This is a genomic window from Candidatus Moraniibacteriota bacterium, from assembly GCA_016699795.1.
Taxonomy (GTDB): domain Bacteria; phylum Patescibacteriota; class Minisyncoccia; order Moranbacterales.
The window spans coordinates 909,760-924,972 of record CP065011.1 but is presented as its reverse complement, the minus strand read 5'-3'; the positions used below and the strand labels follow the sequence as shown (position 1 = coordinate 924,972).

Annotated in this window: 17 protein-coding genes; all 17 read right to left on the bottom strand. The window is 35.0% G+C overall.

All coding sequences use genetic code 11. From position 1 onward, the window contains the following. Positions 1 to 15: 15 nt before the first annotated feature. The 17 genes from lepB to IPN70_04235 all read right to left on the bottom strand — a co-directional run bounded on the left by lepB (position 16) and on the right by IPN70_04235 (position 15,002). Entirely contained in the window at positions 16 to 648 is a 633-nt protein-coding gene (lepB, locus tag IPN70_04315; GenBank protein ID QQS61081.1) for a signal peptidase I, read from the bottom strand. A 263-nt stretch (positions 649 to 911) separates the two neighbouring features. Beyond that, positions 912 to 1,922: a hypothetical protein gene (locus IPN70_04310; protein QQS61080.1), complete on the bottom strand. Its 1,011-nt coding sequence runs from the start codon at positions 1,920 to 1,922 to the stop codon at positions 912 to 914. Between the two features lie 15 nt (positions 1,923 to 1,937). Next, positions 1,938 to 2,354, bottom strand: coding sequence for a hypothetical protein (locus tag IPN70_04305; protein ID QQS61079.1), 417 nt, complete (start codon positions 2,352 to 2,354; stop codon positions 1,938 to 1,940). Further along, a complete protein-coding gene (locus tag IPN70_04300) occupies positions 2,351 to 3,529 on the bottom strand; it encodes an RpiB/LacA/LacB family sugar-phosphate isomerase (protein ID QQS61078.1) in 1,179 nt (392 codons plus the stop codon). Before IPN70_04300 ends, IPN70_04305 begins: the two co-directional genes overlap by 4 nt. A 39-nt stretch (positions 3,530 to 3,568) precedes the next feature. Next, positions 3,569 to 4,492: an FAD-dependent oxidoreductase gene (locus IPN70_04295; protein QQS61077.1), complete on the bottom strand. Its 924-nt coding sequence runs from the start codon at positions 4,490 to 4,492 to the stop codon at positions 3,569 to 3,571. A gap of 77 nt (positions 4,493 to 4,569) precedes the next feature. After that, positions 4,570 to 5,859, bottom strand: a complete 1,290-nt coding sequence (locus IPN70_04290) for a hypothetical protein (GenBank protein QQS61076.1) — start codon at positions 5,857 to 5,859, stop codon at positions 4,570 to 4,572. Between the two features lie 7 nt (positions 5,860 to 5,866). After that, positions 5,867 to 7,636, bottom strand: coding sequence for a penicillin-binding protein 2 (locus IPN70_04285; protein QQS61075.1), 1,770 nt, complete (start codon positions 7,634 to 7,636; stop codon positions 5,867 to 5,869). Positions 7,637 to 7,690: 54 nt separating this feature from the next. Next, positions 7,691 to 8,047 carry a hypothetical protein gene (locus IPN70_04280; GenBank protein QQS61074.1) on the bottom strand — a complete coding sequence of 119 codons (357 nt, stop codon included), beginning with the start codon at positions 8,045 to 8,047 and terminating at the stop codon, positions 7,691 to 7,693. Positions 8,048 to 8,067: 20 nt separating this feature from the next. Continuing rightward, the gene (gene rsmH / locus IPN70_04275; protein QQS61073.1) at positions 8,068 to 9,039 is read right to left on the bottom strand and encodes a 16S rRNA (cytosine(1402)-N(4))-methyltransferase RsmH; all 972 of its coding nucleotides are present in this window, start codon (positions 9,037 to 9,039) and stop codon (positions 8,068 to 8,070) included. 25 nt (positions 9,040 to 9,064) lie between these two features. Then, complete coding sequence (gene mraZ / locus IPN70_04270; GenBank protein QQS61072.1) at positions 9,065 to 9,499, bottom strand: division/cell wall cluster transcriptional repressor MraZ; 435 nt, start codon at positions 9,497 to 9,499, stop codon at positions 9,065 to 9,067. A 345-nt stretch (positions 9,500 to 9,844) separates the two neighbouring features. Further along, positions 9,845 to 10,927, bottom strand: coding sequence for a mechanosensitive ion channel family protein (locus IPN70_04265; protein QQS61071.1), 1,083 nt, complete (start codon positions 10,925 to 10,927; stop codon positions 9,845 to 9,847). A gap of 36 nt (positions 10,928 to 10,963) precedes the next feature. After that, positions 10,964 to 11,689 (bottom strand): TIGR00730 family Rossman fold protein, encoded by a 726-nt coding sequence (locus IPN70_04260; GenBank protein QQS61070.1) that lies wholly within the window; start codon positions 11,687 to 11,689, stop codon positions 10,964 to 10,966. 6 nt (positions 11,690 to 11,695) lie between these two features. Continuing rightward, positions 11,696 to 12,661 (bottom strand): NGG1p interacting factor NIF3, encoded by a 966-nt coding sequence (locus tag IPN70_04255; GenBank protein QQS61069.1) that lies wholly within the window; start codon positions 12,659 to 12,661, stop codon positions 11,696 to 11,698. Between the two features lie 29 nt (positions 12,662 to 12,690). Continuing rightward, entirely contained in the window at positions 12,691 to 13,314 is a 624-nt protein-coding gene (locus IPN70_04250) for a threonylcarbamoyl-AMP synthase (protein QQS61068.1), read from the bottom strand. Between the two features lie 9 nt (positions 13,315 to 13,323). Next, complete coding sequence (locus IPN70_04245; protein QQS61067.1) at positions 13,324 to 13,761, bottom strand: MgtC/SapB family protein; 438 nt, start codon at positions 13,759 to 13,761, stop codon at positions 13,324 to 13,326. A gap of 298 nt (positions 13,762 to 14,059) precedes the next feature. Then, the gene (locus IPN70_04240; GenBank protein QQS61066.1) at positions 14,060 to 14,521 is read right to left on the bottom strand and encodes a hypothetical protein; all 462 of its coding nucleotides are present in this window, start codon (positions 14,519 to 14,521) and stop codon (positions 14,060 to 14,062) included. Positions 14,522 to 14,732: 211 nt separating this feature from the next. Next, a complete protein-coding gene (locus IPN70_04235; protein ID QQS61065.1) occupies positions 14,733 to 15,002 on the bottom strand; it encodes a hypothetical protein in 270 nt (89 codons plus the stop codon). Positions 15,003 to 15,213 lie beyond the last annotated feature (211 nt).

The following is a 15,213-nucleotide window of genomic DNA, read 5'->3' as shown; positions in this document are numbered from 1 at the left end:
AACCAAAAAAATTCTCTACTTAAAAAATGACTTCACACGATCAATGGGCCACGCTCGAAGAACGACCTTTCCAATAACAAATTCTTTTTGAAGGGGTCCCCACGATCTTGAATCGTGACTATGTTGTCGATTATCTCCCATAACAAAATATTCATCATCTTTGAGAGTAAAAGAGGAGGAGTCTTTTGCTTTTGCTGCTTTTTCAAGATATTCTTCTTCGTCTAAAATCATTCCGTCTGGATGTTCAGAATTAAATATCATAATAAAACTATTTTCAATATGAATCCTTTCACCAGGAAGTCCTATAACGCGCTTTACAAAAAATTGAGAGGGATTTTTGGGATAACGAAACACAACAACATCTCCACGAGAAAGTTCTTTCGAAGGCTCTACTTGAAAAATAGGACTTTCTTTCAAACCAATAGTTGTTTTCTTATAACGCCATTCATTTACGATAAGGTACTCTCCGTCATAAAAATTGGGTTCCATACTTGCCCCTTGAACAAAAAAAGGTTGAAATAAAAAAACTCTCACGGGAAAAATAATAATTACCGCAAGCAAAAAAACCTTTACAATTTCCAAAAGAAAACTTCCAACGCCATAGGTTGCTGAGTCAACTTCCTCCTCTTTCTGTCTTTCATGTATCATATAAGATTCTTTTTTCAAAAAAGAAAACACCAGAAAAGTACCATATTATTTCATAAAAAGCAAGCCCTCTCTTTCCTTTTGTTATAAAGAAAAAACGATACCACGTCATCCGCGGGGCCCGATCTTTTCTTTATACTTTTACAAGTAATACTACTTCGATCGATTTCGTTTGTAAGAAATAAAGAGGAACTATTTCTTACAAAAACCTCACAGACAACGCACTACCGTCTTCCTCCTTAGTCTATAACAAAAAAGTCCCAAGGTCAATTCTTTATACAGCGAACACTTAATCCGGAACTTTTGTTCATACTAGCTTTGTTTACATCTTCTCTAATTGCCTGTATTTGTCTGTATGTTGCTGTATTACCGCTATCATTAGCAGTCCAATAATAACCATCAAATCCTGGAGATTCAAAACGAGGAGGTGTGTTTGTGTTTCTTTTTCCAGAAAGAGGGAATATTAATTGTCGTGGCTCATTGTTTTCATTTATAAATTCTTTTCCAGCAGGTGCGCAGTCCCAGCCATCATCCCTAGAAGCTCCACAATTTCCCATTTTTTTTTCTAAAATAGTCCACTCACCGTCTGTAGGAAGATGCCAGCCGGAAGGACAAGCCTCTTTTGCTTCTCCAAAAGAATACAAAGCACCATATTGTGTACATTTATCCTCCTCATCATCAGGACAATATTTTTCTATTTCTGATCCATTTGGTAATTCATTTCCATCGATCTGCTCTCCCACAGTAAGATTTTGTTTCATCCAGCACTGATCACCTATTTTTTGAGTATAATAAATAGTTTCATCGCTATCCTTTATTTTATGATATCCACAAAAAAATACATACTTTCTTATATTAACTTCAACTGCTCGAGCAGATTGAGCTTCTTTTCCATAAGAACGAATACTTCCTATTTTATGAAGAGGATCACTACAATCAAGCGTGTCATTTCCCGCCTCATTACGAAAATAAATTTGAGAATCTGGTATCAATCCCTCAATAACTCCATTACTGCAAGTCCCTCCCCAATCCTCCACAGTATTCCCAATGGTATCTTCTAAATTATTAGTCTGTTCTTTTCTCTTTATTATATCCACAACATTTGCAATTCCACTCTCTGTTGTTTGAAGTGCTTGTAAACTTTTTCCTGAGTTTATAGCCATCTTTCTATCAGTCAGAACAACTCCCGAAAGAGAAATTCCCGCAAGAAGAAGAATGCTTAGCATAATAAGAGTAAAAGCAAGGATGGAACCTTTTCTATTTCTTTTATTTTTCATATTTTTATCTTTCAGTTATTTGGCAATTGCCCGATCTATAACTCGAGCCGTCCCTCGATATTTTCCATATACTTTTATCTTTGCAACATCCTCTGCAGCCTCACCACATTCCATCCGTATCTCATTTATTTTATAAAAAAGAATATCGTATGTACCTACGCCAGAAGGACCAGAAGAACAAATAATGGATGTTCCATTTTCTATAACAGTCTCTATTGTTGCGACATCACTTGTATTAGCTGTTAATTTCTCTATAGCAGTATTCCCCACAGATTCAGCGATTTGAAGTGCCTGCAAGCTATTACCGGAATCCAAAGCCGTTCTTCTATCTCTTAGTGTTGCCTCTGAGAGAGAAAGTCCTGCCAAAAGGAGAACTCCCATCATAATAAGGGTGAACGCAAGAACGGAAGCCTTTTTCATTTGTATTTTCATATATTTTCATTATTTTCAAAAAAACTTTCCAAGTATTGTAGTCTTTTTGCTATGTCAGCATCTTTTCTTCCTTCAAAAAGTGCACTCGAAACACAAACACCATCAGCTCCAGCATTGACGATAGACATTATATTTTTTTCATTTACACCACCATCCACAAAAAGTGAAGGATTTCTGTATATTTTTTTTCTTAGTATTTTTATTCTTTCTCTTGTTTCAGGAAATAATATCTGTCCTGATTTTCCAGGATGAACACCAAGGAGAAGAATGCGATCAATTTTCTTTATAAAAGGCTCTAATGTTACCAAAGGAGTTTTGGGATTAATAGCAATTCCCACTTCCATTCCAGCAGAATGGATAGCATTAATAATGAGCTCCGAATCCTCTTCTACTTCATGATGAAAAATAATCCGAGAAAATCCTGCATGTTTACAAGTATCTATGTATTTCATAGGATTGGCCACCATAAGATGAGCCTCGAAAAGAAAGGGCCATTCTAAAAGATTCATTTCAAAAGGAAGTACTGTTCTTCCTGATACATTAGAATCATCAATAACATCTATTTGTACCCACTGTACCAAACCATACAATGTGTGTAATTTTTCAGAAATTTCATGGTATCGAGAAGAAAGAATGGCAGGAATAATATGTTGCTTTGGCATCTGTCGACTTTTATAAACAAAACTAGCATATTCCAACCTCTGTATTTTTTCACAGCGCCTCTCATGTCTCGTTTCTTCGGAAAACACTGCCAAAAGCCACTCCATAGCTAATTCAAAAGATTCTTCATAAGAAAGTTCTTTCGCTCCCAAACAAAGAACATTTGCATTATTATGTTCTTTCGATTTTCGAGCCTCCAAGCTATCGCGAGCCTCCACAGCACGAATTCCTGGTAATTTATTGGCACTTATACATACCCCTTCACCACTTGAACAAAATAAAATACCTTCACCTGAAAAATTTTCTCTCGCCATAGCTCTATACAGATCAAAAACCCTATCCGGATAATCATCAGTTTTTGACTTCTCCCCAACAATACAATCAATAACTTGATATCCTTTTTTCTTAAGATCTTGTATAAGACGATGAGCGTACTCATACCCAGCATGATCGGAACCAATAAAAATTGTCCGGTATTCTGGCCTTCTCTTTAAAATTTTATCTTCTTTTTTCATGTTTTTTTATTTCATTTTATGAAGGAAAAACGAAAATACTTATCTCTGCTTTTTCTTTGTCCAATCATATGCTGATAAAGCAGCTATAGACCCCTGACCCGCCCCAATATTGTTTTGTCTATATATAATATCCGTCACATCTCCAGCTGCAAAGATTCCTTCAACTGATGTAGCCATAGTACGATGATCGATAACTATTTCTCCGTACGAATTCACCTCTAGCATATCCTTTACAAAAAGAGAATTTGGAACCATTCCGATTTCTACAAAAACACCATCTACGTCAAGTATTTTGTCTTCATTCGTCACCGTGTCTTCATACCGAATACCCGTCACGACTGTATCCCCAAGAATCTCTTTTGTTACACTATTATACACCAAAGTAACTTTATTATTTCCAATTACAACATCTTGATTTACAACGTCTCCACCCAAATGATCTGTATTTGAGAGAAGAAAAATTTCTTTTGCATAGGGAAAAAGATCTTGACATGCCTCCAAGCCACTATTACCAGCACCCACGACAGCGACAGTTTTATTTCGAAAAAAAGGAGCATCACAAGTAGAGCAGAAAACAACACCTTTTCCTATAAATTTTTCTTCTCCAGGAACATTAAGATGTCGGTGACTTCCTCCCGTTGCGATAATAACAGAAAGTGTTTCAAATACGTCCCCTTTCTGAGTAGTTACTAAAAATCCTTTTGAAAAAGATTTTATTTTTTCTACTCGCGTCATAAGGCGAATATCGATACTTTCTTGAGCACGAAGATGAGATTCTAATTTTTGAGCAAACTCAAAACCTTTCAAGGAAATATCTCCTATCCAATTCTCTATAGTCGCACTCACCGAGGATTGCCCCCCGATAGACTCAGAAAGAAATAAAGTATTCATTTGCTTCCTTGCCGAATATATTCCAGCAGCTACTCCAGCAGGACCACCTCCAATAACAACAACATCAAACATAAAAAATAGTACTATGCATTTATATTTTTTCTCTTTTTATTGTACACCACAAAAAGGAAAAAACAAAAAATTCTTTATTATGGTTTTAAAAATGGGATTTCTTTCCACTCTTTATTCTGTCTACATAAAAGTTTTTTTGCATCTTGAGGATTTTCCATTAATTCTTCGACGACTAATTCCATACGCATTGCTTGAGATCCTTTAATAAAAATAAGAGAATTTTCATGCAAGAAAGGCACAATGAGAGCAGAAACTTCATAAGGAGTTTCCACCCAATGAAAAATATCTTTTTCTTTATCAAAACATTGCAAAGACTCAAAAAGTATTTTCATACGTTTTCCCACAAGAATAATCTTATGCGGTTTTATTTTAAGAATATCTTCACATAAAGAGCTATGAAGATTTTTCTCTTCTTCTCCAAGCTCTAACATATCTCCCAAAACCAATATTTTTTCTTCTTTCTTAAAATCTCCCAACGAAATAATTCCTGCGCGAGTTGATGCTGGAGAAGCATTATAGGTGTCATCAATAAGAAATGAATTATTTTTTCCTTTTATCAAACGAAATCTTCCTGGTGGAGGAATGAAGGATTCTAATTTTTTAGCTATCTCAAGAAGATTCATTTCCAAAAGCTCTCCAATAGCTATTGCTGGAAGAATTGCTCCGATGTGATGAATACCGATTACATTTTTTAATCGTATAGGGATAACTTTTTCTTTATATTCTAATTTAAAGGTAACACCCTTTTGATCCCCTTCGAATAAAAGTGCTTTATTAAAAGCTCGTATAGTAGCTTTTTTGGAAAAACCATAAAGAATTGTCCGACACGCCGTATCTTTTCTCATTGACCAAGAGTACATATTATCTGTATTCAAAAGAGCTGTTCCATTTTTTGAAAGAGATCGTATCAAAAGACCCTTTTCCCAAGCAATCGCTTCTATTGTTTTAAAAAATTCCAAATGAGTTGATGATGCACCTGTTACAATTCCTATAGTTGGACGAACAATAGAAAGAAGGTATTTCATATCCCCAGGACGATCAATACCCATTTCAAGAACGAGTACTTCTGGATATTTTTGGCTATAGAATATGTGTAAAAGGGCTCGAAAAAAAACTCCCCACCAACCAACAAAAGTTTTTCCTGGGGTTGTTTTCTCTCCCAGTACTGTCAAAGGAAGCCCGATTTCATTGTTGAAATTTTTCCGTGTCGCTCCAATTCGATATTTATCAGAAAGGACATAAGCAACAGCATCTTTTGTTGTTGTTTTTCCTATTGACCCTGTAATTCCAATTATCACTGGTCGGTAACGCCAAATAATTATTTTTGCTAAATATTTTAATATACAAAAAAGAATTCTTCTTTTCATACAATTTTCATTCTTTATTATTTTCCAAAATTTCTGTAGGTTCCACATTATAATATTCTAAGAGAAATTGCATAATTTCTTTGAATGCTGGTCCAGCGCTTGATTCAGCCCAAATAACATCTTTTGGATTTCGTATCTTTACCACAACGACAAATCGTGGATCTTCTATGGGAGCTAAGCCCGCAAAGGAACCAATGGTTTCATCCTCTGAATAACCCCTCGCATCACTTTTTGCAACTTGCGCCGTTCCTGTTTTTCCTCCAACTCGATAGCCAGGAACATCAGCTTTTTTTCCATGTCCATTTTTTACTACAGAATAGAGCATTTCTCTTACTTCTTTAGCAGCTCCCTCAGAGATTACCCGTCGAACTTCTTCAGGTTGATAAGGAACATTCGTTCCATCAGATTGAATAGAATGATCTACGATTTGAGGTTTCATTAAGATACCACCATTAGCAATAACATCATATGCCAAAGCTAACTGAAGCAAAGTCATAGAAATACCTTGTCCGAATGACGCCGTGTAAAAATTGATAGTACTTTTTGTATTTTCCAAATTCATTATACTTCCCTTTGATTCCGTTGGAAGCCAAATTCCTGTTTTTTCTCCAAAACCAAAGCGTTTCACATAGTCACGAAATAAAACATTTCCTAATTGTTTTTGAACAAATATAGTACCTGTATTCAAAGATTTTTCCAATACCTCTTTCATGGTTTGATTTCCGTAAGATTTCTCATCCGAATTTTTTATAGTATATCCCGCTTCCGTAACAGCTCCCGTATCTGTATACGTTGTTTGAGAAGTAATTTTTCCAGCATCAATACCCATAGCTAAAGTAAGGGGTTTAAAAACACTTCCTGATTCATAAGCATTTGAAACGCAGGTATTCATAAAAGATGATAGGTCTTTTATATCAGAAAAAACATTAGGATCAAAAGTTGGCACATTAGCCATAGCAAGAATTTTTCCCGTACCTGCTTCTAAAACAATAGCACTAGCACCATCAGCTTCGTGCTTGAGAACACGCTCTCGGAGAACTCTTTCAATATGATATTGAACACCAGCATCTAGAGAAAGCACGATATCTGAACCATGTACTGCGGGAGAATATTCGCGATCCGCTATAGAAATCCAACGTCCTCGAGAATCTCTTTCTTGTCGAATAGATCCTACGCTCCCCCTTAATTCCTCTTCCAAAAAAGCTTCTATCCCATATTTTCCAGAAACAGAAGAATCTTCTCCACTAACAAAACCTACCGTTTGAGCAGCTAACTCTTCTCCAGGATAATAACGAAAAAGTTTATTTACCGTGTAAAGACCTGGGAGCTTACTTTCTTTAATTTTTGTTGATATTTCTTCACTAACTTTTTTTTCTATAACTTCAAAAGGATCATTTTCATTTTCAAAAAATTTTTTAAAATCATTTTTGTCCTGCCCAAAAACTTCCCCTAAAAAACGAGTTGTTTCTTCTACATTTTTTACTTCCTTAGGTACAGCATACACCGTAAAATATACTCGATTCACTGCCAAAGGATAAAGCTGATCTTTTTCACGAAGAAAAATTTCTCCTCTTTTCGGAAGAAGATCCGAACTCACAGCGTGTTGATTTTTTGCAAGTTCCGCATAAAAAGAAGCGTCTTTTATCTGAAGAACGTACAGACGAAACACAATAACCAAAAAAAACAGTAAAAAAGAAAATGCAAGAAGATTCATTCGCCATGTTTCAGTATTACGAACTTTTTTTTCATGAGAATCATTCTTTGTGAATAAAGCCATAAGCCAAAAATCAATCAAATCAAGCTTTTTCAGGAGAATTATCAAAAAATAATTCTATTGAGTATTGTAAAAAGATAAGCTTTTAAACGCAAAGCTTTCTACACCATAAACAGTCTCTGGGGAAATATCTGAATAAGCAAGCTCGAGGCGCTCCCCAATGCGACGAATTCGGTACAAAGAAGTTAATTGAGCTTCTTGCACATGTACTTGTTTATGTTTCTCAGAAATCTCCTCTAGTCTACTTTCAATGGAACGCATTTCGTATCCCTTTGTGGCAAGTGCATTAATTGCCATAATATGAAACATTGCAGAGAATACAAGAAAAATAACACCAGAAATCAAAAAACCTCGAAGAAAAAAATGTTTTCTTTTCTTTTCAGGAATTATTTTTGTCTCATCTTTTATTTTCATCTTGATCTTGTTTACACATTTTATTCTTCTATCTTCTCAATAACACGAAGTTTTGCACTTCGAGATCTTGGATTTCTTTTCAATTCTTCTTCACTTGGGCAGATGGGCTTTCTATGTATCTGTTTTATTCTTGCCTTTTGATAACATCGGCACAAAGGAAATGTTGGCGGGCAAATACATCCCCTCGCATTTACCCGAAAACTTTCCTTTACCAACCTATCTTCTCCTGAATGAAAACTCACTATTGCCAGCCTTCCTCCTGGTCGAAGGATTTTTATGGCTTTCTCCAAAAATACTTTTAAATGATACTCTTCCTTATTCACTTCCATGCGTAATGCTTGAAAAACTTTTGTAGCAGGATGAATTCTATAAAATCCTTTAGGAACAGCCGATTCAATCAATTCAGAAAGGTCTTTCGTTGTTGCAATAAAACCTCTTTTTCTTCTTTCAATAATTTTTTCAACAATCTTTCTAGAAAATTTTTCTTGAGCATTTACTTGAAAAATTCGAATTAATTCATCCCCTCCCCATGAATTAATAATATCAAAAGCAGTTTCCACCTCTTCTTGAATATCAAGTCTCATATCCAAAGGAGTGTCTGCGAGAAAGCTTAATCCTTTTTCTTTATCAAGAAGTTGATCGGAAGAAATTCCTAAATCAGCAACGATACTATCAACTTTTTGGATATTTCTTTCTTTAAGCTCTTTTTCAATATCTGAATAATTCGCATGAATAAGAAACATATTATCCCCCTCTATTCGATGAATCATTTCAGGAAATATTTGGAGATCCAAAGATTTCTTAAAATCATCAATTGCTTTTTTATCCCTATCAAAGGAAATGAGAATACCCTCAGAACCAATATATTGAGAGAGAGATCGAGTATATCCACCTGAGCCGAGCGTTGCATCAACAACAACATTCCCTACTTGGGGAGAAACTTTTTCCAAAACTTCTTTCCAAAGAACCGGTATATGTATTCGCTCTTTCATATCATTCCATAATCTCTGACCCTTTTCAGTACAAGCCTAATTCTCCTAATTTTTTCGCTATTCCATCAGTATTCTTTTCTGCATCTTCTCGATAAGTATTCCATCTTTTTTCATCCCAAATTTCTACACGATCATACAAGCCAGTCACGGTAACATTTCTTTCCAATTCAGCATACCGCCTGAGATATTCAGGAAGAAGAATTCTTCCTTGTCCATCAACCTCCACATCAGCTGCACCCGCAAGAAACAATCGAACAAAACTTCTCGTTTCAGGATCTCCTATGGGGAAAGATCCCATACTTTTCGCTATTTTCTCCCATACTATCAATGGATATACAAAGAGACATTTATCTAAACCGCGAGTAAGCACTGCACGACTTCCAAGCTCGCCCCTTAAGCGCGAAGGAAACGCCAGTCTATTTTTTGTATCAATGGTGTGTGAGTATTCACCTATAAACATAGAGTATCTATTATAATTTCCCCACTTTTTACCACTTGCAACCATTGTACTCCACAAAACCACACTTATGCAAATAAAAAGTTATCCACCGATCATGAGGCTACTATAGCGCCTTCCTTTCATAACAAAATTTTTACGAAAATTGTAAAAATTTGCAAAAAATATCTAAATGTATCCGTCAAATTTTGATCAATGTGCAGGAGAAATTTCGAAATAACAGAGAAAACAAAGATTGACAATAGTCCTCAAAAAAAACAACTCTTCTAAAAAAGAAGAGTTTATTTTTTACTTTTACCAGCTAAATTTTACAAATATCTCCTCTACTAGGAAAGACATTCTTTATTTCTAGGAATCCTCGTGCTTAAGAAATATTTTTTGTGAAGGAAGTATAAAAGAAATATCTTTCTCAGAAAAGATTTCTTTCAAACGATAATTTATTTCCTGACGAATATCCATATAGAGTGGATATTCTCTGCTTTCGATAAAATATACCACCTCAAAAAGAAGTGCATTTTCATCAAAACTTTTAAAATGAACACGATCTAAAGTGGCCCTATCGAGAGATAAAAAGATCTCTTCAAAAAGAGAAGGAATGGTTTTCATTTTCTCCGTTTCTGTATCATGAGACAAACCAAAAGTTAATACAACTCTTCTTCGTTCCATTTTTTTATAATTCTGAATAACCGACGAAGTAAGTTCCTTATTCGAAATAACAATTTCTTCTCCTTGTATAGATTTTATTCTCGTTGATTTTATTCCTATATGCTGGACAGTTCCCGTATAGGACCCTCCCACAACAACAAAATCACCTGGCTCAAAAGGTCTATCAAAATAAATAGAAAGTGAGCTAGAAAGGTCTTGCAACACACTTTGCAAAGCAAATGCTATAACAATTCCACTCACTCCAAGTCCTGCAATAAGAGAACTTATATTGACTCCGAGATTAGACAAAACAACAAGAAAACCAACTGCCCATAATATTCCCTTGCCAATATTCACAAATAAAAGAATAACATTTTTTCGTCCTTTATCCCTCAAAAAATCGGAGTTCCAATTAAGAGCGTATTCAAAAGTAATTTGAATGGCAGAAATAATTTGCCATGTCACCCAAATAATCATCACAGCATCAATAATTTTGGAAAAAATTCCTGTAATTTCCAAAGAATCAATAGCTATATAAAAAGCTAAAAAAACCGAAAAAGGAGGACGCACCATTTCTATAATTCGAACGATCGCGTCGTCTATTCCTGTTTTTGTTTTTTGGGCTAATTTTTGAAAGAAAAAAAGTAAAATCTTTTGTCCGATTACACAAAAAAACAAAAGGAAGAGAAAAAAAAGAAAAAATTCTACATATTCAGAAAAGGTATTACCACCATAAACTGAATTCCAAGGGAAAAAAGAAAATTGAGTTTCAAGAAAATGTATCATAAATTTCTTATTATTTATTTTTCATTCTTATCCTTTTTATACATCATCAGCTATTTCTATTCGGGATGGGATAGTATCGAGAAGTTTGTATGCTTCCTCCATATTGTCCGTAATGTAAAATTTGTCAAATAAATCTTCCGAAACAGCATGATATTTCGCATAAACAACTTGTTTCATCCAGTCCAAAAGACCTTTCCAAAAATCTACTCCGACCAAAACTATTATGGGATGATTCGTGATTTTTTTTGTAGCAATAAGCGTCACTAATTCAAAAAATTCATCCATAGTTCCCACTCCTCCAGGAAAGAAAATGTGAGCTTGTGCAATATGAACAAGAACCATTTTTCTTGCAAAAAAATAATAAAAGTTCATTCGATGTGTTGTATATTGATTAGGATCTTCCGAAAGATTTGGAAGTTCTATGCCTAAGCCTATGGAATATCCTCCAGCATCAAATGCACCTTTATTTCCAGCCTCCATTATTCCAGGACCACCACCTGTACAGACAGCGATTGGATTATCATCAAAAGCAAGTTTCTTTGATAAACTATACGCCTGATGATACCAAGAATCATGAGAAGTTGCTCGAGCAGATCCATAAAAAGTAACCACTCTTGATTCATCAAATGTTTCAATGAAGCGAAGACCCCTTTCCATCTCATTTATAATCCGATTTAATCGAGCTTTTGCACCCGGATCTTGCGATTGACTATTAGGTGAAGGAGAATTGGTTTTTAAAAGTTTGTCAAAATATACCCCCATATTTTTTTATTTTCGAGAATAACGAATAAGACCTGAACAAGGAACAATTTCTATCCCCCGTCTTTCCAGCTCATCCAAAAATAAATTCATTCCAATAGAGTCTGAGGACATATGTCCAGCAACAATAACATTTATATGTGATTTTTCAGCTTCTTTTCTATGTCTTTCACTTTGATGCATCGCAATAATCGTACCAATCCCCGCATTTGCTATGTGACGATACATTTCTGGACTTCCTTCGGTTCCTCCTGTAATTTCCGTTATAGCAATCTTTCCCACGCGATTTTCCTTCCTTCCCGCAAATATTTTAGGGGCAACGCCCTGTTTCCTTGCTTCTTGATATTCTGGAATATCCATAAAGGCGTCTACTATATCCCCTACATATCTTGGATTTCTTTTCTCGATAAAATTTTTAAGAAAAGTCGCTACCATATTATCGGAAGGTGTGTGTACATTAATAAGATCTTTCTGAAGCAAACGTGCCATATCAATAGTTTGAAAGTGATTGATGGGATGAATTCCTCGACTCACTTCACTAATGCGTTTATGCATAAGTCCTTCTGCAATATTAACAGGGATACCATATTGTTCGAAGATATTCACCTGCAAATCCATAACGCTATCCAAACCAGCAAGAGCTCTTCCGATCGGATGATGTGAAATGATCAAATCTATTGGATTTTCAGGAGTATTTTTTGAAAGAATATCTGCCAAAATAATTTCAGCTCCATCAATATCAATACCTGCAAGAACTCGTGACACTTTCCTTTTCTTCTCCCTCATATAATGAATTCCCGAATCTGTATATGGATTCTCTAAAGAATCTTTATCAAAAAATCTCCGGTCTTTTTCAGATAATGCTTCGTATTCTTTTTTAAGTCGAGAAAGTCTTTCTTTAATAGTTTTCTTTGAACGAAAATCATTATGAATACCCAGCTCTACAGCAAGAGAAAATATTTCGGATGTTATCATACCTGTATATTTTTTAATTATCTTCTATTTTATAAGGATACAGGGAAAATATTTTTTGTTATACGACGAATATCTTCAACTGCAAGCACACCTTCACGTAAAACTAGTATACCTTCAGATGAAAGAGAAATCAATGTGGACGACTTTCCTGAAAGTAAGCCCCCATCCACATAGAAAGGAACATTTTCTCCAAAAGTAACAAAAGCCTCTTGAATCGTTCTTGCGGTATTTTCTCCTTCTTTATTTGCACTTGGAGCAATTACTGGCCCAGATCGTTTCAAAAAATTTCTCAAATTTTCATCATCAGGAACACGAAATGCTAATGTTTCCTTTCCTCTATGTAGGTGGTTCCACTTTTTTTCCACAACAGGGACAATTATACTTACAGGACCAGGCCAAATCATTGAAAATAATTCTGCATATACCCTTTCTGTTTCTTCGGAAATAAATTCTTTTATATCTCCTCTTTCAGCCAAAAGAACAATGCAAGGTTTTTGAAAATCTCGTGAACGAATTTTGTACAATCGTTCTACGCTATGAGGAAAAAATACTGAAGTCACTATTCCATATATCGTATCACAAGGAATGATGGCAATTTCCCCATGAGAAACTTCTTCAGCCACCGCAGACTGATCAAGATGAAATAGTTTCATAATTCAAAATTAATGTAGTATTCGGTCTGATACTTTTGTAATTTTTTTTTCCAAAAACCAAAGTATGGTAAAAACAAACAAAGTACATCCCGTTACCAGAGCGGCGAGCTCATACATTCCATAACCACAAGCGATTCCTATTCCCGAACTCACCCATAATCCTGCAGCCGTAGTAATATTGCGAACTTTGTTTTCACGAAAAATAAAGAGTCCTGCACCAACAAAACCAATTCCTGTTACGATTGCGGCTCCCATACGCAAAGGATCAAAATCAACATTTCCTGATAACGTATATTTTTCAATCACTTCTTCTGAAATAAGAATAAATAAAGCAGAGCCCATGCTTACCAAAGAATACGTTCGCATCCCTGCACCTTTATCAGCTATAGCTCTTTCCAAGCCCAAAAGTGCACCGAAAATAAGAGAAGTGAGAATGGGAAGAAACATAAAACCTTGTATATTATCTTTTTAATTTAAACCTATACAAACAGTATCACATTGTGTTAGACTTGAGAAGAAGAAACCTTCAGAAAAGATTGTTGAAAAAAATGGCACCCACCTGGATTTACAGGGAAAAAATATTTTTCCGATATATTTTCTTCGGGAGCCAAATACAATCTCGCATTGAGGGTTTTTTCATTTTCAAAAAAATAATAGATATTCTAAGAGTTTTTAAAAAGAAAAACACCCGGATTATATTATATATAATCAACGGGTGCACTGTAACTCTCAACAATCCTCACTCTCAAGAAGAAAGATTACTTTCTCCCTCCAAGATAAAGAGATTGTCATGCTCAATTCCATTGAGGTGATTATTTGGAATCCATTCCATCTTCCAACAGAAAAGCAGTCTACGGACTTCCATGGCCATTTCTCGCATTTCTATTTTTCTGAAATGAGGGTGATGATCAATTACCCAGTTACCCACCCTACATCCCCGCCAAAAAATAGAAATGATCCAAATATACTTATAGTGAAAAGTATGTTTTTTCCATGCATAGTTGGATTCAACCTGTATAAAAGAACCTGAAACAGCGAGATGTGCAGCATGAGCCAAAACATTGCATTGAGGAGATATTTCTCTTTCTTTCTGTGAAATTTGATTGAGAAGATCTTCCAATTCCATAGTTTCTCTTTCAACATCAATCCCCAAATGGAAAATAACATGAGTCTGAACACCATTATTTTTACCCAATAGTGCTTTCATTTGAACCTCTTATAGCCTAAAAAGCTTACCTGAGAAAAAACTTTTTACTGTTTATTATGCATATTCACATAACGAAAAAAATCTACTTCATACTTTTTTTCTTGTCAATAATCAAAAAGGCACTTGAATTATTTTTTCAAATAACTAAGTGCCTAAAACGCATCTTTTTAAGAAAAAAGTATTCTTCAATACTAAATTCTTATGTATTGTATTATTGACAGCATGTCCTGCAGTGAATCGTTTTATGATCTTTCTTTCGATAAGAAAAATAACCGCATGTCTGAAGCCATTCTTCGTGGATATATTTTAGCTTTTCAGCTTCATACCAACAAAGATGAGCCTCCTCGGGAATATCATTTCCCAAAAGACAAAATTTCACGTTTGAGGCGAATGCATTGGGAATAAATCTGTAATATTCTCCCTCATACACAACCCATCCCCTAATCATTTCTGCAACAACAAGACTATGTTCATTTTTCATTTTCAACCTCCCCTCACCTTGTAAAGTTGGTTAAGAAAAAATTATTATATAATTTTCATTCTTTTTAAGCCTCTATACAGAGCTTAGAAAAGTTTCAAAAAATACAATAATGTAAACATTTTCGAGAAGAACTCACTATAAGACCCTTGTCGTATAGTCGAGAAAATATACTCTCTTTATAGAGAATGTCAAACGAGAAATTTCTCTACTC

Excerpts from the sequence above, each read along its gene's own strand:
- lepB (QQS61081.1), bottom strand. The coding sequence starts at position 648 with ATGATACATGAAAGACAGAAAGAGGAGGAAGTTGACTCAGCAACCTAT.
- IPN70_04310 (QQS61080.1), bottom strand. The coding sequence starts at position 1,922 with ATGAAAAATAAAAGAAATAGAAAAGGTTCCATCCTTGCTTTTACTCTT.
- IPN70_04305 (QQS61079.1), bottom strand. The coding sequence starts at position 2,354 with ATGAAAATACAAATGAAAAAGGCTTCCGTTCTTGCGTTCACCCTTATT.
- IPN70_04300 (QQS61078.1), bottom strand. The coding sequence starts at position 3,529 with ATGAAAAAAGAAGATAAAATTTTAAAGAGAAGGCCAGAATACCGGACA.
- IPN70_04295 (QQS61077.1), bottom strand. The coding sequence starts at position 4,492 with ATGTTTGATGTTGTTGTTATTGGAGGTGGTCCTGCTGGAGTAGCTGCT.
- IPN70_04290 (QQS61076.1), bottom strand. The coding sequence starts at position 5,859 with ATGAAAAGAAGAATTCTTTTTTGTATATTAAAATATTTAGCAAAAATA.
- IPN70_04285 (QQS61075.1), bottom strand. The coding sequence starts at position 7,636 with ATGGCTTTATTCACAAAGAATGATTCTCATGAAAAAAAAGTTCGTAAT.
- IPN70_04280 (QQS61074.1), bottom strand. The coding sequence starts at position 8,047 with ATGAAAATAAAAGATGAGACAAAAATAATTCCTGAAAAGAAAAGAAAA.
- rsmH (QQS61073.1), bottom strand. The coding sequence starts at position 9,039 with ATGAAAGAGCGAATACATATACCGGTTCTTTGGAAAGAAGTTTTGGAA.
- mraZ (QQS61072.1), bottom strand. The coding sequence starts at position 9,499 with ATGTTTATAGGTGAATACTCACACACCATTGATACAAAAAATAGACTG.
- IPN70_04265 (QQS61071.1), bottom strand. The coding sequence starts at position 10,927 with ATGATACATTTTCTTGAAACTCAATTTTCTTTTTTCCCTTGGAATTCA.
- IPN70_04260 (QQS61070.1), bottom strand. The coding sequence starts at position 11,689 with ATGGGGGTATATTTTGACAAACTTTTAAAAACCAATTCTCCTTCACCT.
- IPN70_04255 (QQS61069.1), bottom strand. The coding sequence starts at position 12,661 with ATGATAACATCCGAAATATTTTCTCTTGCTGTAGAGCTGGGTATTCAT.
- IPN70_04250 (QQS61068.1), bottom strand. The coding sequence starts at position 13,314 with ATGAAACTATTTCATCTTGATCAGTCTGCGGTGGCTGAAGAAGTTTCT.
- IPN70_04245 (QQS61067.1), bottom strand. The coding sequence starts at position 13,761 with ATGTTTCTTCCCATTCTCACTTCTCTTATTTTCGGTGCACTTTTGGGC.
- IPN70_04240 (QQS61066.1), bottom strand. The coding sequence starts at position 14,521 with ATGAAAGCACTATTGGGTAAAAATAATGGTGTTCAGACTCATGTTATT.
- IPN70_04235 (QQS61065.1), bottom strand. The coding sequence starts at position 15,002 with ATGAAAAATGAACATAGTCTTGTTGTTGCAGAAATGATTAGGGGATGG.